Here is an 18,235-nt window from a genome sequence, read left to right as displayed (position 1 = left end):
CGTCAAATTGGCCGGGAAACGGCTTGGACGATTCGCGCCGCGGCGCCGATGGGGGAGAATGCAGCCACAGGCATCGTCGTCACTCAAACTCCGTCAGAGCGCCATGGAAAGCCAGATCGAGACCACTCAAATTGACAACGAAGAACTGCAGCGCTGGGTGGATGAGATGGTCGCCCTCTGCAAGCCCGACGCCGTGCACTGGTGCGACGGCTCGCAGCAGGAATACGACACGCTGTGCAACGAGATGGTTGAGGCCGGCACGTTCATCCGGCTGAACCCAGAACTCAGGCCCGACAGCTTCCTGGCCCGCAGCCATCCCAGCGACGTCGCCCGGGTGGAAGACCGCACGTTCATCTGCTCGTTGGCCAAGAGCGACGCGGGGCCCACCAACCACTGGATGCACCCGCGCGAGATGAAGGCGACCCTGTCGCCGCGGTTCGCCGGCTGCATGCAGGGGCGAAAGATGTACGTCATCCCGTTCTGCATGGGGCCGCTGGGGTCGCCGATCTCGCACATCGGCGTGCAACTGACCGACTCGCCGTACGTGGTGGTGAACATGCGGATCATGACCCGCATGGGGACCAAGGTGCTCGAACAACTCGGCGACGGCGAGTTTGTGCACTGCCTGCACTCGGTCGGCATGCCGCTGGCGAAGGGGCAAGAAGACGTGGCCTGGCCCTGCAGCCCCGACCCGAAAGACAAGTACATCGTCCACTTCCCCGAAGAGCGGACGATCTGGAGCTACGGCTCCGGCTACGGCGGCAACGCGCTGCTGGGCAAGAAGTGCTTCGCGCTGCGGATCGCCTCGGCCCTGGCCCGCGAGCAGGGGTGGCTGGCCGAGCACATGCTGATCCAGGGGGTCGAGCGCCCCGACGGCTCGAAGGTATACGTGTGCGCCGCGTTCCCCAGCGCGTGCGGCAAGACCAACTTCGCGATGCTCATCCCCCCCAAGCCGTTCCTGGACGAGGGGTGGAAGGTCACCACCGTGGGGGACGACATCGCCTGGATCAAGCCGGGCGACGACGGCAAGATCTACGCGATCAACCCCGAGGCGGGGCTGTTCGGCGTGGCGCCGGGGACCAACACGGAAACGAACCCCAACGCGATGATCGCGGCGGAGAAGAACACCATCTTCACCAACGTGGCGCTGACAGACGAAGGCGACGTGTGGTGGGAGGGGATGACCCCCAAGCCCCCCGCGCACTGCATCGACTGGACGGGACAAGACTGGACCCCCGGCTGCGACCGCAAGGCGGCCCACCCCAACAGCCGGTTCACCGCGCCGCTGGCGCAGTGCCCCAGCGTTGATCCGGCGTACGAAGACCCCCAGGGGGTGCCCGTCAGCGCGTTCATCTTCGGCGGCCGCCGCAGCACCGTGGCGCCGCTGGTGTACCAGAGCTTCAACTGGGCGTTCGGCGTGTACGGCGCCGCGACGATGGGCTCGGAGAAGACCGCCGCGGCGCTGGGCGCCACCGGCGACGTACGCCGCGACCCGTTCGCGATGCTCCCGTTCTGCGGCTACCACATGGGCGACTACTTTGCCCACTGGCTGAACTTCGGGCGCAAGCTCTCCAACCCGCCGCGGGTATTCCACGTGAACTGGTTCCGCCGCAACTCGGCCGGCGAGTTCGCCTGGCCAGGGTTCAGCGAAAACATGCGGGTGCTGAAGTGGATCGTCGGCCGCAGCAGCGGCAAGGCGGCCAGCATCGAGAGCCCGCTGGGCTGGGTCCCCCGCTACGACGACATCGACTGGCGCGGCATCGACTTCACCGAGGCGCAGTTCGACGAGCTGATGAGCATCGACCGCGAGACCTGGATGCAAGAAATCGCCGGCCACGACGAGCTGTTCTTCAAGCTCTACGACCGGCTGCCCAAAGAGCTGACGTTCATCCGCGAGCTGCTATTGAGCGGCATGTGGCGGGGGTCGGAGCGATGGGACATGCACTAGGGGTTACGCGCGGGGGTGCAGAGGTGTCGCAATAAGTGCGAAGGAGGTAGCGCATGGAGCCGGAAGCGTCAGCGCCCGGAGGCTGTCGCTTGCCCTCCGCGGACCCCCGCGCGCTGACGCTTCCGGCTCCGTACGGTTGCTTGAACTGCCTCTTCAGGAATTTCAGGTCAAGTTGACAGCGGTAGTCGCCTGGCTAGGCTGATAGCTAGGAGAGTGACGCATGGCAAGCAACCTACACATCTTGCTTCCAGACGACCTGGGCGCCTTCGTCGATCAGAACTGCGGGGAAGGCGCACGCTACGCCAGCCCTAGCGAGTTCGTCGGCGAGCTGCTGCTCCAACGTAAGATGCAAGCCGAAGCGGCGGCCGCCCGGGAAGGGATTCTGGAGGGCTACCAAGACGCGATTGCAGGCCGCACCGTGGAGTTCGAGGGCGACCTGCGGAGCCTGCTCGAAAAGGCCGATCGTTGAGCCCCCAACTCAGCGCCGAAGTTCGGCTTACCCAACGGGCGCTGGCCGACCTCCGGGAAATCCTCGATTACTCGACGCAGGAGTGGGGCGAGCGGACCGCGCAAGGCTACCTGGATGACTTGGAAGCGGGGCTTGTTCGGATCGCGGTTCAACCCGAGTCCCTTGCAACGTTCCCGGGCCTTGCCGACCACATGCGATTCTACCGTGTCAATAAACACCTGCTGATCTGCGATGTCGAGCCCACGTCCGTCGTGGTCCTGACCGTTATTCATGCAAGCCGTGACATCCCGAATCGGCTCGCAGAGCTAGCGCCCCTGTTGGCTCGCAAGGTGGAATCGCTGCACCGAAACCTGCGCGGCCGAGAGTGAATAGGGGCCACGCGTCTGGGGCGGGGGCGCCCCGGCGCCCAAGCGGTTGCCCAGGCGTTATCCTTTTCGGAATGAAATCACTTGCTTGCGTCCTGGCGTTGCTCGCCCTCGCGGCCCCCTCCCACGCCGCCGCGCCCAACATCTTGTTCATCGCCGTTGACGACCTCAACGACTGGATCGGTTGCCTAGAAGGGCACCCGCAGGCGCGGACGCCGAACTTCGATCGCTTGGCCGCGAGCGGCGTGTTGTTCACCAACGCCCACTGCGCGGCGCCGGCCTGCAACCCCTCGCGCACCGCGGTCATGACCGGCGTGGCGCCAAACGTGTCGGGGCTGTACGAGAACGGCCAGCCGATGCGGCACGTGCTCCCCGAGGCGGTGCTGCTGCCGAAGTATTTCTCTCAGCATGGCTACTGGGCGGGCGGCAGCGGCAAGCTATTGCACTACTTTATCGACGCCGCGAGCTGGGACGACTACTTCCCCAAGAAGGAGTCGGAGGACCCGCTCCCCCAGACGCTCTACCCACAAGAGCGGCCCCTGAGCCTGCCGCGCGGCGGGCCGTGGCAGTACGTCGAGACCGACTGGGGGCCGCTCGACGCGACCGACCAGCAGTTCGGCGGCGACTGGCTGGTGAGCCGGTGGGTCGCCCAGCAGCTCGCGGCCCAGCACGACAGGCCCTTCTTCTTGGCGTGCGGCATCTACCGCCCGCACGAGCCGTGGTTCGTGCCGAAGAAGTACTTCGAGGCGTTCCCGCTGGAGGACGTGCAGCTCCCGCCGGGCTACTTAGAGGGCGACCTGGACGACGTGCCGCCCGCCGGGCAGAAGGCCGCCCGCAACCGGTACTTCGACCACATCCGAAAAGAGGGCCAGTGGCGCCAAGGGGTGCAGGCCTACCTGGCGTCGATCGCGTTCGCGGACGCGATGCTCGGCCGGGTGCTCGACGCGCTCGAGGCGAGCCCGCACAAGGACAACACGATCGTCGTCTTGTGGAGCGACCACGGCTGGCAGCTCGGCGAGAAAGAGCACTGGCAAAAATACACCGCGTGGCGGGCCGTGACGCGGGTGCCGCTGATGGTGCGTGTCCCCCAGGGGGTCTCGCCGGCGCTCCCCGCGGGAACCGCCGCCGGCGGCGTCTGCACGCGGCCGGTCAGCACGCTGAGCCTCTACCCCACGCTCACAGAACTGGCCGGCTTGCCGCCGAAGCCGGACAACGACGGCCCGAGCCTCGTGCCGCTGCTGGCCGACCCCGACGCCGATTGGGACAAGCCCGCGGTGACCTTCCTCTCTCAGCCCCACAGCTACGGCCTGAGCGGCGAGCGGATGCGCTACATCCACTACGCCAACGGCGACGAAGAACTGTACGACACGGCACAGGACCGCTACGAGTGGCGGAACCTCGCCCCGCTGCCGGAGTTCGCCGGCGAGCTGGCCGCGTTCCGCGCGGCGGCGCCCCAGGCCTTTGCGCCCAAACCCCCGCCGCCCGTCGAATCGCTCACGAGGCTGCCGTGGAACCCGTTGGCCCCGGGGGAAGCCCCCCCCGCCTCGGCGCCGGACGGCAACGCGTTCGAGATCACGATCGAGAACCAAACCGAGCGCGACGTCGTCGTCCAGCGCGTGCAGTCCAACGCAGGGGCCGAGTCCCAAGAAGCCACCACCCTCGCGCCGGCTAAACGCACGAGCCAGAAGTCGCGTCCCGGCGTCGTGTGGCTGGTGCGCAGCCCCTCGGGCGAGGCGCTCGGCTACTTCCGAGTAGACGACCGCCCCGCATGGGCCGTCGTCGAGTAGCGCCGCGAGCGTCCCAGCAAAAAGCAACAGCGGCCGGGGAGCAAGACTCCCCGACCGCTGCGCCGAACCACGTTCGTAATCCACCCGTCGTCGGCGGGCGTAGGATTGTGTGGTTGGTTAGCTTTGTTTGACGGCGGGCCGCCCGATGGCCAGCGCGAGCACTCCGCATAGCGCCACCCAGGCCAGCGCCTGGCCCGCCGGCTCGGGGACCGCCACGAGGTTGCCGCGTAGCTCGCCCCCGCCGAAGCCGCCGCTGTGGATGTTCAGGTAGATCCGGCCCGCGAACAGGTCGGCCGTCTGAGCGGGCGTCAGCAACGCGCTGCCGGCGACCGAGCCGGCCGACGAGCCGATGGCGATCGTCGGCGTCGAGAGCATCACGTTGGCGTCGGCTCCCGAGTTCAAGTTCAAGGCGATCCCGCCGGTCTTGCTCAGCGGATCGCCCCCAGGGGTGACGATGTGGAAGTGGATCCCAGAGGCAGCGTCGGCAAGCCCGCCAGAGAGCCCCGAGAACGCGAAGTCGAACGCCAGCATGCTGGTAACGTCGTCGTACAGGAGCCCGGCGCCCGACTCACCTCCCAGGGCGACCGACGGGGCCGCACCTGCCGCGATCGGCGTATTGGCGCCTACTTCGTTCCCGGGCAGCAGCCCGAAACCGCCGTTGCCCAAGAAGTTGAACTGAGTCTGAGCGCCCTGCACACACGCGGGACTAGCCGCTAAGCACGCCAGGGCTGCCCCGGCCAGCCAGATCGATGACTTCTTCATCCCACCTATCCCCCTGGGAAGCCACACGAAGGCAGCCGCCCCGCACCCGTGATTCCGTGGGCGTCGATTCGGCAGCCGTGATCGTCGGCGGCCCACCGGACCGCCACCAGCGTTACGCCCGGCGGAGGCGGGCGGATGCGAGATTCTTGAAAAAGCCGGCTCAGGCCGCGTCCAGTCCGGCGTTACGCCGGCGTGGGCTAGAATTTGACGTCCAGCGCCCCGGTTCCTATCGTACTGCCGAGAGAGAGCGTCGCCGCGACGCCCCTCTCGCACCCCAAGGCAATCGCGTGTCCTCCGGCGTTTCAACACCTGCGCTACGCTCGTTTTGCTGCATGCTGGTCGCTGTGGTGGTGGGGTACTACGCGGGCTTCGCGTGGTGGGTGCTAGCGGCCGGCGAGGCCTCGGCCATGTCGGAAACGGCCCAGGTGCTGGTCCAGCCGAGCCCCGCGCTCGGCCCGGCCGACGTGGTGCGGCTGCAGGTCGACGCGTTGCGCGCTGATCGGCAGGGGCGTTTCCATGTGGCGCAGTGCTTCGCGTTCGCCTCGCCAGCCAACCGCCAAAACACCGGGCCGCTGGCGCGGTTCGCCGGGCTGTTCGGCTCGTCTTCCTACGGCCCGCTGGTCACCCACCGCGCCGCCATCGTTGGACAGCCGGTGGTGCACCAGCGGGTGGCGACCGCCCTGGTGACCGTCGCCGACCCGGGCCGGCAGACCGTGGCCTACCGCTTCTACCTCTCGAAACAACAGCAGGCGCCCTACGAAGAGTGCTGGATGACCGACGCCGTGATCCGAACCACCTCCAGCGAACCGGATGACCCCAGCGAACTCCCAATCTGAAGCGGACCAACGTCCCGCTGAAGCCGCCGAGCACGTCGCGCTGCTTGCGCGCGTGGCGGAGGGGGACGAAGCGGCCTTTGGCAGGCTCTACGACGAGTACGCCCCCAACGTCTACGGCATCGCTATGCGCATCCTCAAGAACCCCGCCGACGCACAAGAGGTGCTCAGCGAGGTATTCTGGCAGGTGTGGCGCGACCCCACGAAGTACGCCCCCGAACGCGGCACGCTGCTCTCCTACTTGCTTACCGTGGCCCGCAGCCGGGCGCTGGACAAACTCCGCAAATCGACCACCCGGCGCGCCCGGCTGCCGACCGGCGGCGCCCCCGCGGGCCTGGAGCCGGTGGATAGCTGCCGTATCGACTCCCCCGACCAGCGGCTGATGGACGACGAACGCCGCCGCGAGGTAGTGGGCGCCATCCAGGGGCTCTCCGACGCGCAGCGCCGGGCGTTGACGCTGGCCTACTTCGACGGGCTTACCCACCGCGAGGTGGCCGAACAACTCGAGCTCCCGCTGGGGACCGCGAAGAGTCATATCCGTAAGGGGCTCGAATCGCTCCGCGTGGCGCTTTCTGCGTTTAGGACGTGTTGAAGTGAACAACCCCTGCAAATCCCTGGACGACCTGCTGGCGCTCGCGGCGCTCGGCGCGCTCGACCCCCCCGAGCAAGCCGAAGTTGACGCCCACCTGGCGACCGGCTGTGGGCGCTGCGCCCAGCAACTGGCCTCTTTCCGCGAAGCCTCGGAGGGCTTGAATGTGTTAAACGTGTCGATGACGCCCCCCCCCGAGGTCCGCGAGCGGTTGCTGCTACGCGTCCGCGCCGCAAAGGCCCAGCGAGAACCAAAGAAGGCGCCCTCCCGGTGGCTCGCGCTGGCGCCCTACGCCGCTGCGGCCGCGGTGTTCGCGGCCGTGGGCGCCTGGGTCGCCAGCCGCTCGGGCCCCGCTCGGGCGCCCGTCGCGTTGCCGTCGGTTGCGCAGTGGACCGAAGAGGTGGGGGGCGCCGCGCTGAACCGCTGCTCGCAGGGGGTGCTGGTAGACGGCCGCCCCGGCGACGACGCCACCGCCGGCAACTTCTTGTGGGACCCCGTGGCGGGGCAGCTCCACTTGATCGCCTTCGGGCTGGAGGACGACGCCGCGAACCCCACGCTGCGTGCGTGGCTCAAAGACGAAGCAGGGGGCTGGCAGGCGCTGGGCGACCTGCGACGCGACGCCCCCGGGGTGCACGTCGCGGCGGTGCGGGTGGACGCCGACCGCCAGCCCGGCGCCACGCTGTACGTCACCCGCGAACCCGCGGGCCCCGCCGGCCCAGAGCCAACCGGACCGGTCGTGCTCGAAGGAGACCTCGGCGCGGCGCTGCCAGGGGCCGAGTAAAGGTTCTCTCGCAGAGGCGCACAGACGCAGAGGAAGAAACAAGAAACGTCTGGAGCCGGAAGCGTCAGCGCCCGGAGGTTTCTTGTGCAAACGCCCGAACCTCCGGGCGCTAACGCTTCCGGCTCCAGGGGGCGGCTCCCCCGATGCTTGATCCTCTCGCTTTTCTCTTCCTCTGCGAGAGCCCCCTCACTTCTGCAGGATCAGCTTGTCGTTCTTGGTGACAAGCAGCCGGTAGCGTTCGCCGGCGTGGGTGATGGTGACCACCCTTTCTCCCTGGAAGATCTCTTGCGAGGGGAGCACCCGTTCTTGGGGGGCCTGGCAGGGGAGGGGCTGGGCCGCCGTGGTCTGGGCCGCCGTGGTCTGGGCCGCGGTGGTCTGGGCCGGGGCGGGCTTGTCTTGGTGATCCATATCGGAGCGGAGTTTTGACAGGCTGGGTTGTCAGAAGGCCCTTGACGCCGGCGTCGTGGCCGCTAACTTACTGCTATTGCGACTCATTCGCAATACCTTCGCCAGCCACTGCCCCCCCGCCTCCGCCAGCCAAGGTTTCGCGTCGATCGCCCCCCACGGGGCGCCTCGGCACGTCCGTTTGGTTGGCTTTTGCCGCTCTGGAAGCCCTCGCCGTGTCGGCGAGCCCGCTTCGGGCGGCGCCCCGAATCGCGTGCGGCCCCCACGGGCCGCCGTTGTGGAGAACCGTCTGATGCGTACTGCTTATTGTCTCTTGCTGCTCGCCGCGGCCGTTCCGGCCGTGGGGCAGACCTTCCCGTTTGTAGAAGATTTCGACGCCGACGCCGCCAACTGGCGGCAGAACGCCTCGGCCAACGTGCTGGGCCACGTGGCCGGCGGGGGCCCGGCGGGCGCCGGCGACGCGTACGCCTCCTACGATTTCGACCTCGCCACGTTTACCAGCCCGTTCGGCGGGCCGATCGTGTTCCGTGGCCAGGCCGGCCTCGGCTCAAGCGGCGGCGCGTTCGCCGGCGACTGGATCGCCGCCGGGGTCAACCAGGTAACCGCGATGGTCCGGCACAATGCCTCGGTGGCGCTGCCGTTCAGCGGCCGGTTCGCCGCGCCGGCCAACTCGCCGGGGGCGTCTACCGAAGAGTTGCTCGTCCCGCCCGGGGTGTGGACCCAGATCGCGTTCGACATTAGCCCGTCGACGCCGTACGTCGGCAGCGGCGATTACAGCACGTTCTCCGACATCGGCAACATCCAGTTCGGGGTCTCGATCCCGGCGGGAACCACCGCCGCAGCGCTCGGCGTGGTGACGTTCGACCTGGACCGCGTGTCGATCACCGCGGTTCCCGAGCCCGCCTCGGCCGCGCTGTTGGCGCTCGCCGGCTGCTGTGGCTGTTGGTTGACACGCCGCCGGCGCGTTGGCTGAGGCGTCGACCCAATGCCTAGTGCTTTTGCTTCCCTCCCAGCCAGCCGCCGCTAGCCCGGGCGTTTCAAACCGCTTGACCCCGGATCCCCCATGAAGACCAAACACGACCAGAAGTCGTTTGCGATGGCGCTCGCTTGGGCGCTGCTCCCCGGATGGTGCGTCGCCCAACCCGCATTGCTCACCCCCAACGACGCCCAATGGCCGGCAGCCGGGTGGGCGCGCGGCGACGAGAGCTCTGCTTACGCCCACTGGGACGTGTTCACCTCCGCTGCCGGCCCCAACGCGCCGGACGCAGGCCAGCAGAACGCCGACTCCGCGTACCTGCAAGAAGTCTCCGACCCTCCCAGCGGCGTCTTTGTTTCGGGCTCGCAGAACCTCTACTCGTTCTCGGCGCCCATGCACTTCGAGGTCGGCCTGTCGGCGGTCGGCTTTGGCGCAAACGCTACGCTGGTCGCCCAGGTGGTGACGCTCGGCACCGAGCTTGACCCATCGAGCGTGCTGCTGGATTACGGCTCCGGCGGCCAGAGCCTGGCGCCGGCCCAGACGATGGAGCTCGGCCGCACCGCGCTGGGGGGCTTTGGCGGCGACCTGGTCACCACGCTCTACTGCTGGGAGCTAACGGGCCTCGGCCCCGAGGCGTTCCTGCTGCGGCTGGCCTCGGCCGAGTCTTCGATGAGCCTCGACCAAGTGGTGCTCGATATCTTCTCGCACAGCGTCCCGCTCCCCGGCGACTACGACGGCAGCGGCGTGGTGGACACGGGAGACCTGACGCGGTGGCGTGAGCAGTTCGGCACGGCCGGCCCCGACGCAGACGGCAACGGCGACGGCCTCGTCGACGCCGGCGACTACACCTGGTGGCGCGACCACTGGACTCAGCCCCCGAGCGGGGCCTTCGCAGCGGCAGCCGTGCCGGAGCCGGGCGCCCTAGCGCTGCTGGCGGCGGTGCTCACGCCGATCGGCTTTATGTTCTTCTGCAACTGGATCACCCGGCCCGAGCCGGCGCCGCCGCGTGGCGAGGCGCAGCGCAGCGGCTTCACGCTGGTCGAGCTGTTGATCGTGATCGCGATTATCGGCGTGCTGGTGGCCCTGCTGCTGCCGGCCGTGCAGGCGGCCCGCGAGGCGGCCCGGCGATCGCACTGCCAGAACAACCTCAAGCAGGTGGGCCTAGCGATGCACCAGCACGACGACGCCCGCCACCGCTTGCCCCCGGCCCTGCCCGAAGACGGCGCCTACACCACCAGCGCCCTGGTGCCGCTGTTGCCCTTCCTGGAAGAGGCCGCGGTGTTTGGCGCCTACGACCCGTCGATCGGCCCCGACGAGGGCGCCAACGCCGCCATCACCCAAGCGCACCTGCCGGTGTTCCTCTGCCCCAGCATGCAGACGCTGGACGGCTCGCTGCCCCCCGGCGCGGGGAGCTACGCCGTCAGCACCGGCAGCGGCTACTCGCGGTTTCCCATCGCTATCGCCACGGGGAGGCCCGACCCCCGCTGCCACAACGGCGCCATCATCGACCCGGTGCGCGGCCGCACCACCGTGGCCCGTATCTCTGCGGCCGACGGCAGCAGCCACACCTTCCTGGTAGGGGAGCTCGACTACGGCCTGAGCAACTTTGAAGAAAAGCTCGGCTCAACGGCCTACGCCGGCAGCAGCCTGTCTGCCGGCGGCAGCACCCGCTGGGCGATGGCCTACCCCGGCGTCACCTGGGGCAGCACCGCCGGGGCGTTCAACAGCGACCGCCTGATCACCGGCTTCCTAGAATGGGAAACCTTCCGCGGCGACCACCCGGGGGGCGTCGAGATGTTGTTCGTAGACGGCAGCGTACGGTTCGTAGAAGATTCAACAGACGATGCGGCGCTCGACGCCCTGGCCACCCGCGACGGCGGCGAGCTGCTCGCCTTGTAGCGTGCACAAAGCCATGTAGGGTGCACGAAGTGCACCAAGCCCCGGAAAGAAGCGTTCCCCTAAGAAACCTCCCCCGCATGGTGTACTTCGTACACCCTACTGCCATGAAACTCCCGATCACACTAGCACTGACCCTCGCCGCCGCCACGGCCCAGGCACACTTCCCTTGGCTCGCGGCCGACCCCGACGGCGCCGTGCGGCTCTACTTCTCCGAAACCCCCGCCGAGCGCGACTACAAGCTCCCCGAGGCGGTCAAGAACGCCAAGGTGCAGTGGACCAACCCGCAGGGAAAGACCACCACGCTGGAGATGAAGGCGGTTGAAGAGGGGCCGTTCCTCGGCCGCGTGTCTGAGGCTGGCGCCGCGACCGCCGGCGTGGTGACCGCCGAGTGCCAGTACGGCGTCTACCACGGCGCGCTGCTCACCTACTACGCCAAGGCGTACCTCGGCGCCCAGCCCGGCGCGTGGCGTGTGCCCGAAGCCAAGAAGCAGCCGGCGCTCGACGCCGTGGCCGAGCGCGTCGAGGGGGGCGTGCAGCTCACCGTCTACCGCGACGGCAAGCCCCTCAAGGGCGCCACCGTCACGCTCATCGACCCCGCCGGCGAGACCGCCAGCGAAGACTCCGACAAGCGCGGCGAGGCGGTCTTCCGCTCGCTCTCCAAGGGGCTGGTCGGCTTCACGGTGGGCTATGTAGACGAAGACGCCAAGGGCGAGGTAGACGGCGCCAAGTACGAATCCGCCATGCAGTACGCCACGCTGACGCTCGACTACGACCCGGCGACGCCGCTGGCCGGCCGGGCCAAGCTGGCGCCGCTCGCCGAGGGGCTCTCCAGCTTCGGCGCCGCGGTAGCCGGCGACTACGTGTACGTCTACAGCGGCCACACGGGCGAGGCGCACGACCACTCGAAAGAGAACCTCTCGCAACACTTCCGCCGCGCCCCGCTGGCCGGTGGGCCGTGGGAAGATTTGGCGATGCAAACCCCGCTGCAAGGCCTCGCGCTGGTGGCCCATAACGGCAAGCTCTACCGCGTCGGCGGCATGAGCGCCACGAACGACGTGAACGAAGAAGCCGAGATGCACTCGGTCGACGAGTTCGCTGCCTTCGACCCCGAGACCGGCGCGTGGACCGCGCTGGCGCCGCTGCCCGCGGCCCGCTCGTCGCACGACGCGGTAGTGATCGGCGACAAGCTGTACGTCTCCGGCGGCTGGAAGCTGGCCGGCGAGGGCGAGGGCGAGTGGCAAGAGAGCGGCTGCGTGTACGACTTCAACAACCCCGTAGCGGGCTGGCAGGCCATCCCCGCGCCGCCGACCCGCCGCCGCGCGTTGGCAGCGGCCCAGTGGCGCGGCGGCCTGGTGCTGCTGGGGGGGATGAACGCCGACCACGCGATCTCTCGCAAGGTGGAGTGGCTGAACCCCGAGACGAACCAGTGGCAAACGCTGGCCGACCTGCCCGGCGCCGGCATGGACGGTTTTGGGGTGAGCGCCTGGGGCATGAACGACAAGCTCTACGCCTCGGGCATGCAGGGGGTGCTGGTTGAGCTGTCCGACGACGGCAAGCAGTGGACCCCGGTTGCGGAGCTGCAAACCCCCCGCTTCTTCCACCGCCTGCTGCCCGTGGGAGACGCGCTAATCGCCATCGGCGGCGCCGCCGAACAGGGGCACCTGACGAGCATCGAGCAAGTGGCTGTCGGCGGTTGACGGAGATTTCTCGCGGAGGCGCGGAGGACGCGCCGCGAAGCGATGGAGCCGGAAGCGTTAGCGCGCGGAGTTCTCATCGGCGCGTGCTCTCCGGGCGCTGACGCTTCCGGCTCTATGAAAAGACCGCTACGCGAGGAAGCGCTGCGCCGTGACGAGCATCGGGACCGCGTAGTCTTGCTGGACGAATCTGTAAATCTCGGCCGCCATAGGGATGTCGGCCGGGGTCTTGCCCAGCAGGGTGCGGAAGATGTGGTCGTCGAGATGCGACCGCTGCAAGAACCGGAGCACGCCGGGGCGCCAGACGTCCCGGAACATCCGTTTCGCGATCTTCTCGCGGTAGGGGTCGCGTATACGCGGGTTGAGCTTGTGCTTCACCACCAGCCAGAGCGCGGCAGGGCCCACGATGCAAGCGATGATGAAGGCGATAAACAGCCAATCAGGGGGTTGGCTATAGATCAAACGGACTACTGCGGCCAGCACCAGATAAACCACGCCGACCACGGCTGCCGTGATCACCGTTGCAAGCAGTCCGGTCAGGCAACCAACGGTCCCCCACTTGAGCTCTGTGACGCTGTCCATGCCCTGTCGCCCTAAGAGCCGGACCAACTCTACCACACGCCCCGACCAATCAGGCGCCGGCGACTCCTGTTCTACCGGCGGCGCGTGGCGTTCGCCCACGTCCCAGCTCACGAACGCCCAGATCGGGTAGAACGCCTCGTACAGCTCGTTCTCTTCCAGCGGAAACGCCGCGGCGAGTCCGTCTAAGTCGCTAGCGATCGCTACCTGGCACGCCACCACGCTGCGGTCGCCGGCCTGCTGGTCCTGCGTGAAGTAGTCGCGCAGCGCCGCGTCGATCTGCGCCCGCAGCGGATGCCCCTGGACAAACCTCGCGCGGACCGCGGCGTACTCACGCAGCACGCCCAGCATGTCGACGTCCTGCTCCATCCACGGCGGGATCTGCTCGAAGTTGCGTTCGACGTAGTCGATCGCCTGCAGCGGCCACGGGTGTTCTCCCATCAGCAGCGCGCCCCCCGCGAGCTGGACGTAGAACACCATCCGACCCACAATCTGCGTGTCGTGCAGTTCGCGCTCGCACGCGGCCAGAAGCCCCGCAAACTCATCGACGGACGTCTCACGCAGCAGCGACCGCCACAACGGTTCGGTCAACGCGTAGAACCCGTCGTTCCGCACCACGCGCGCAACCGCCGGCAGCAGCTTCTCGGCGGCGCCGTCGGGGAGCGGACCGCGTACATACTCGTGCAGCAGCCGCGCCAGCGCGCCGTCCCCCGGGTGCGCCCTTACCCCCGCCAGCAGCCACTCGGCAAACTTTAGCGGCGCCTTGCGCTCCACCACGTCCGCCAGCACCGCTAGCGCATAGTAATCAAACGGCGACTTATGCTGCTTCTGCATCAGCTGGGCATAAAGCTCTCCCGGCGGCTCAGTCGTCAACCGCTGGGTGAGCGGCGCAGGCCGCTTCGGCGTTGGTTTTGGCCGAGTCGGCGGCGAATGGGACGGCGGGGTGTCAGGCTGGGGATCGGGCGCCGGCGCCGGCGAATTGAGTGGCGATGCGACCGGATCGGGCCCGCGGGGCTCTGGCCGCGCCGAGCCGATCGGACGGACGACGCGCTCGGGAACCGGCTCCTCGGGCGGCGTTTCTTCCCACACCACTTTCTGCCGCGGCGCGGGCGTAACCGACTCCCCGTACCGCAACCGCTCGTCGAGCTGCTCGTACGCCGCACGGATCCGCTGGAACTCGGCCGGCGCCCGCTCCGGCTTGTAGCGGCGGATCAAGCGGTTGTAGGCCCGCTTCAGTTCCTTGCGGTCGATCGGTTCGGTGAGCGCAAAGAAGCCCACCGCGTCGTGCGGCAGGCGCGACCATTCGGGTTCCGGCTCGTCGCCCGCGTCAGGGTGTTCGGGTGGGTCGCTCAAAACTCGCGTTCACCTTCTTGCAGCGGCCGCAACCGCCGCGGCGAGGGGAACACCGGTTCCGGGACCGGAACATGCCTTGGGCGCCCGAACCCGCCAGGGAGCGGGTCCGAAAACGAGTGCGGCTCGGGTCGTTTCAATTCCTGTACTTTTCGCAACAACTCTTGGCGTCGCGCCTCCGATTCTGCACGGAAACGCTCCATCTCTTCGCGTCGTTCCTCCAATCCGCGATCGGGCTGCGGCGCGGCAGTACTGCTCGACCGCCCCGGCACACCGCTTGTGCTGGGGTAGGTGCTCGGCGGGGCGGCGCCCGAAGAATCCCAGCCCCCTACCAAGCCGCTGATGAACACGACCGTTCCCACCACGATGCAAAAAACAACGATAAGCACAAGCGGCGCGAGAAGCGTGGCGATCACAATACTTGAGAGCCGACTCGAACCAAAAGCCGCCAACACGGGCCGCGAGGCGGTGAGCGTCGTCAACCAGTCTCGCTCCAGAGCGCACAACTGCGGCATCTCGCGCTCCATGAGTGCGATCATCCCGTTCAGCCGCCGTCGGAGCTTCCGCTGTCGAGTCGAAGCCAGCACCCGCTCCCGCATCACCGTCGTCTCGCGCGCCGGCTTCACCAGCACCTGCTTGAAGCACTCAAAAAAATCGCCATCAAACCCCGGCTGCTGCGAAAGCGCCGGCAGGTCCTTCCGCGACGCCAGGATCACCCGCAGCCGGTCGGCCGCGGCGCGCAGGTCGGGCAGGTCCGCTAGCGGCAGCGCGTCGAGCCGGGCCGAGAGCTGCGCCGCGTCGCCGGTGAAGCACGCGGCCCGGACCGCGTCGAGCCCCTCGCGCGCCGCACGGCGCTGCTCGGCCGGGTCGACGCTCGACTGCTGCTCTACCTTCGGCTGCTGGCCGAGCGCCTTGGCGCGCGACGCAACGATCTGATCCGCGGCCTCCCACGGGTTCCGCTGCAACTGGCGGATCAGGTACCGGCGGGTTCGCTCGTCGGCGGTTGGGGTGGGGGTGCTCACTCTTCATCGACCTCGAAACCCAGCATCGAGAACGTCTCCAGCACGAACTGCCGGGTTGATTCTACTAGCTCCTTGTCCCCCTCGCCCATCGCGCGTTCGAGCGCGTCGAGCGCCTGCTCGAGCTGCTCGCGGTGGAACGGGCTCACCTCGCCCGTGAGCCGCTCCCCCATCCGCAGCAGCCGCTGGTTGGCCATGTCCTCGCGCGGGTAGTACTTCAGGGCCTGCATCTTCCGGAGCGCCTCGGCCAGATCGTCCTCGTCCAGCTCCGCGGCGTGGCTGGTGATGACGGTGCTGAACTTGTCGCTCGCCCCCTCGGCGTAGGCCTCTACCTCGAGGATGCCGTTCAGGTCGTACGTGAACCGCACCCACACCGTCTGCCCCGCGGGGCCGGCCGGGACGCCGGTCACCTCCAGCGAGCCGATCTTCAGGTTCTGCTCCACCCGGCGGTGCTCGCCCTGGTACACATCGAACCGCACCGTCCTCTGGTTCGCGGCGATCGTGGCGAACGGGTGCTCCTTGCTGACCGGGATCGTCGTGTTGCGGTGGATCACCGGCACGAAGTAGCCGCTCTTGAGCTGGGCGCCGATCTCCTTGGCCGAGTCGACCCCCAGCGTGAAGGGGCAGACGTCGGTCATCACCATGTCTTCCACCGCGCGGTCGTCCGCGATCAGCGCCGCCTGCACCGCCGCGCCCAGGCACACCACCTCGTCCGGGTTGATCTTGGTGAGGGGCGCCTTGCTGAAGTACCGCTCGACAAACTCACGCACCGGCGCCATCCGCGTGGCGCCCCCGACCAGGATCACCTCGTCCACGTCGCCCGGCGAGGCCCGCCCGTCGCGCAGCGCCTTGGCCACCGGCGCCTCGATCCGCTCAACCAGCGGCCGCACCGCGTCCGCAAACGCCTTGCGCGTGACCTTGACCGTGGCGCCCCCCGGCGCGACGTTGCCCGCTTCGTCCGGCAGCGCCACGCGCGCTTCCTCCGCGGCGCCGAGGGCGCGCTTGGCCGCCTCGCACTGTTGGCGCAGCCGGGCCACCCGCAGCGGCTGCTTCAGCTCCGCCACTTCCAGTTGCACGCCGTCGCGTTTGAGGATCACCGCCACCAGGCGCTCGGTGAAGTCTTCGCCCCCCAGGAAGCTCTCGCCGGAGGTGCTGATGATCTCCAGCGTCCCCTCGAACACCTCCATCAGCGTCACGTCGAACGTGCCCCCTCCCAGGTCGACCACCAGCAGCCGCTTCTCGGCGTCGCGGTCGTGCAGCCCGTAGCACAGCGCCGCGGCGGTCGGCTCGTTGACGATCCGCCGCACCTTGAGCCCCGCGAGCCGCCCGGCCAGCCGGGTCGCCTTCCGCTGGTTGTCGTTGAAGTACGCGGGGACGGTCACTACCGCCTCGGTCACCGGCTCGCCGAGCAGCACTTCGGCGTCGTGCTTGAGCGACCCCAGCACCAGGCTCGATAGCTCCGGCGCGGTGAACTCTCGGCCGGCAAGCGTGAGCTTCTCCCCCGAGCCCATCAGCCGCTTGAAGCACGAGGCGCACCGCTGGGGCTGGGTGACGCGCAGCTCGCGGGCCGCCTCGCCCACCAGCACGGCGCCGTCGTCTAGCACCGCCACCACGCTGGGGGTCAGGAACCCCCCCAAGGAATTGGGCACAAGCCGCGGCGCCCCGTCTTGGAACACCGCGCACAGCGAGTTGGTGGTGCCGAGGTCGATGCCGACGATCACGGGGGGCTCGCTGGGGGCTACGGAAATCTCTCGCAGAGGCGCGGAGTACGGACAAGAATGAGTCTAATCAAGAACGAATCAGAGCCGGAAGCGTCAGCGCCCGGAGGATTGTACGCCACCAGTCTAAGCTCCGGGCGCTGACGCTTCCGGCTCCAAAAGAACTCCAATCGCTCCTTGTCGACCCCTTCTCCCCTTCTTCCTCCGCGCCTCTGCGCCTCCGCGAGAGCCTATTGTTCTTCACTCAGCGCCTCGATCGGCGTCAGGTCCAACCGGCGGAACTCTACCTCGGAGCCCTCTGCCTGGATCGCGATTTGCCCCTTGCTCGCGGTGCAGCCGGCGCCGTCGTTCACCAGGTCGCCGTTCACCCACACGCGCACGCGGTCTCCCAGCGTCTCGATTGTCATGTGGTTCCACTCGCCGACCGGGTTCTCCGATCCGTCGGTCAGGTTCTTGATGCGCCGCGCCTTGCGGCCGTTGACGCCCCAGTTCTGCTTGGGGCCGCGCCGCTCGACCATGTCGGGGACCGTGACGTCTTCTTCGATGCACCAGAAGTCCCCCGCCTCGCGCGACTGCATCTGCACCTCCAACGACTGCGGGAACATGGAGTACAGCGCCCGCGGCTTCGACGCGTGGATCAGCACGCCGCAGTTGCCGGGCTTCGCGGCAAAGCGGTACTCAACGTCGAGGCGGTAGTTCTGGTGCTCGGCGTCGGTGATCAGGTGCCCACGCGGGTCGCCCAGGCTCACCAGCATGCCGTCGCGGACGATGAACGGAGACTCGCCCGAGGGGTTCTTGTCAAGCGCCGGCACGTCGGCGTGCCAGCCGTCGAGGTCGCGTCCGTTGAACAGCGGCTGGGGCTCGGCGGCGACGGCGGCGCCGGCGAACAGGAGCGTGAGGAGAAGCGCGGGCATGGTGCGGACCTTTGGGGCGACAAGTGACAAACTCTATCGGACCCATTGTAGGGTGCACGCAGGGCGCCATGCCACTCGGATGCCCGTCGGGGTGCTCGTCCGGGTGCTCGTCCGGGCGAGGGTGCTCCGCCGCTTGGTGCACTGCGT

Annotated in this window: 16 protein-coding genes; 10 read left to right on the top strand and 6 right to left on the bottom strand. The window is 68.4% G+C overall.

Annotated features, from left to right (window positions below; translation table 11 throughout):
* The first annotated feature begins 103 nt into the window (after nucleotides 1–103).
* The 4 genes from Pla175_RS01675 to Pla175_RS01660 all read left to right on the top strand — a co-directional run bounded on the left by Pla175_RS01675 (nucleotide 104) and on the right by Pla175_RS01660 (nucleotide 4,569).
* Nucleotides 104–1,948, top strand: a complete 1,845-nt coding sequence (locus tag Pla175_RS01675) for a phosphoenolpyruvate carboxykinase (GTP) (protein ID WP_145280709.1) — start codon at nucleotides 104–106, stop codon at nucleotides 1,946–1,948.
* A 220-nt stretch (nucleotides 1,949–2,168) separates the two neighbouring features.
* The gene (locus Pla175_RS01670) at nucleotides 2,169–2,417 is read left to right on the top strand and encodes a hypothetical protein (RefSeq protein WP_145280707.1); all 249 of its coding nucleotides are present in this window, start codon (nucleotides 2,169–2,171) and stop codon (nucleotides 2,415–2,417) included.
* A complete protein-coding gene (locus Pla175_RS01665; protein ID WP_145280704.1) occupies nucleotides 2,414–2,785 on the top strand; it encodes a type II toxin-antitoxin system RelE/ParE family toxin in 372 nt (123 codons plus the stop codon). Before Pla175_RS01670 ends, Pla175_RS01665 begins: the two co-directional genes overlap by 4 nt.
* Nucleotides 2,786–2,856: 71 nt before the next feature.
* Nucleotides 2,857–4,569 (top strand): sulfatase, encoded by a 1,713-nt coding sequence (locus tag Pla175_RS01660; protein ID WP_145280702.1) that lies wholly within the window; start codon nucleotides 2,857–2,859, stop codon nucleotides 4,567–4,569.
* Between the two features lie 117 nt (nucleotides 4,570–4,686).
* Here the strand turns inward: Pla175_RS01660 and Pla175_RS01655 are convergent, their stop codons facing one another.
* The gene (locus Pla175_RS01655) at nucleotides 4,687–5,331 is read right to left on the bottom strand and encodes a CHRD domain-containing protein (RefSeq protein ID WP_145280700.1); all 645 of its coding nucleotides are present in this window, start codon (nucleotides 5,329–5,331) and stop codon (nucleotides 4,687–4,689) included.
* Between the two features lie 287 nt (nucleotides 5,332–5,618).
* Between Pla175_RS01655 and Pla175_RS01650 the strand changes: the two genes are divergently transcribed.
* From Pla175_RS01650 to Pla175_RS01640, 3 genes are read left to right on the top strand one after another with little or no spacing between them, the layout of a single operon-like run.
* The gene (locus Pla175_RS01650) at nucleotides 5,619–6,167 is read left to right on the top strand and encodes a DUF4864 domain-containing protein (RefSeq protein ID WP_145280698.1); all 549 of its coding nucleotides are present in this window, start codon (nucleotides 5,619–5,621) and stop codon (nucleotides 6,165–6,167) included.
* On the top strand, nucleotides 6,142–6,756 hold the full coding sequence (locus Pla175_RS01645; RefSeq protein ID WP_145280695.1) for a sigma-70 family RNA polymerase sigma factor: 615 nt from the start codon (nucleotides 6,142–6,144) through the stop codon (nucleotides 6,754–6,756). Before Pla175_RS01650 ends, Pla175_RS01645 begins: the two co-directional genes overlap by 26 nt.
* Nucleotide 6,757: 1 nt before the next feature.
* Nucleotides 6,758–7,534: an anti-sigma factor gene (locus Pla175_RS01640; RefSeq protein WP_145280693.1), complete on the top strand. Its 777-nt coding sequence runs from the start codon at nucleotides 6,758–6,760 to the stop codon at nucleotides 7,532–7,534.
* Nucleotides 7,535–7,720: 186 nt separating this feature from the next.
* Here Pla175_RS01640 and hemP read toward each other — a convergent pair whose 3' ends face one another.
* Complete coding sequence (hemP, locus tag Pla175_RS01635) at nucleotides 7,721–7,942, bottom strand: hemin uptake protein HemP (protein WP_145280691.1); 222 nt, start codon at nucleotides 7,940–7,942, stop codon at nucleotides 7,721–7,723.
* Nucleotides 7,943–8,231: 289 nt separating this feature from the next.
* Between hemP and Pla175_RS01630 the strand changes: the two genes are divergently transcribed.
* The 3 genes from Pla175_RS01630 to Pla175_RS01620 all read left to right on the top strand — a co-directional run bounded on the left by Pla175_RS01630 (nucleotide 8,232) and on the right by Pla175_RS01620 (nucleotide 12,511).
* The gene (locus tag Pla175_RS01630; protein ID WP_145280689.1) at nucleotides 8,232–8,912 is read left to right on the top strand and encodes a PEP-CTERM sorting domain-containing protein; all 681 of its coding nucleotides are present in this window, start codon (nucleotides 8,232–8,234) and stop codon (nucleotides 8,910–8,912) included.
* 90 nt (nucleotides 8,913–9,002) lie between these two features.
* Nucleotides 9,003–10,814, top strand: a complete 1,812-nt coding sequence (locus tag Pla175_RS01625) for a DUF1559 family PulG-like putative transporter (protein WP_145280687.1) — start codon at nucleotides 9,003–9,005, stop codon at nucleotides 10,812–10,814.
* 104 nt (nucleotides 10,815–10,918) lie between these two features.
* Nucleotides 10,919–12,511, top strand: a complete 1,593-nt coding sequence (locus Pla175_RS01620) for a hypothetical protein (protein WP_145280685.1) — start codon at nucleotides 10,919–10,921, stop codon at nucleotides 12,509–12,511.
* Between the two features lie 126 nt (nucleotides 12,512–12,637).
* Here the strand turns inward: Pla175_RS01620 and Pla175_RS01615 are convergent, their stop codons facing one another.
* The 4 genes from Pla175_RS01615 to Pla175_RS01595 form a co-directional block, all read right to left on the bottom strand.
* Complete coding sequence (locus Pla175_RS01615) at nucleotides 12,638–14,440, bottom strand: J domain-containing protein (RefSeq protein ID WP_145280683.1); 1,803 nt, start codon at nucleotides 14,438–14,440, stop codon at nucleotides 12,638–12,640.
* A complete protein-coding gene (locus Pla175_RS25765; RefSeq protein ID WP_197527197.1) occupies nucleotides 14,437–15,459 on the bottom strand; it encodes a hypothetical protein in 1,023 nt (340 codons plus the stop codon). The genes Pla175_RS01615 and Pla175_RS25765 overlap by 4 nt, the downstream gene beginning before the upstream one ends.
* Entirely contained in the window at nucleotides 15,456–17,177 is a 1,722-nt protein-coding gene (locus tag Pla175_RS01600; protein WP_145280679.1) for an Hsp70 family protein, read from the bottom strand. Before Pla175_RS01600 ends, Pla175_RS25765 begins: the two co-directional genes overlap by 4 nt.
* Nucleotides 17,178–17,404: 227 nt before the next feature.
* A complete protein-coding gene (locus Pla175_RS01595) occupies nucleotides 17,405–18,088 on the bottom strand; it encodes a 3-keto-disaccharide hydrolase (RefSeq protein WP_145280677.1) in 684 nt (227 codons plus the stop codon).
* Nucleotides 18,089–18,235 lie beyond the last annotated feature (147 nt).

Source organism: Pirellulimonas nuda (genome assembly GCF_007750855.1).
In the GTDB taxonomy this organism is placed as follows: domain Bacteria; phylum Planctomycetota; class Planctomycetia; order Pirellulales; family Lacipirellulaceae; genus Pirellulimonas; species Pirellulimonas nuda.
Note: the sequence above shows the minus strand (reverse complement) of the source record. Positions and strands in the feature narration are given on the sequence as shown.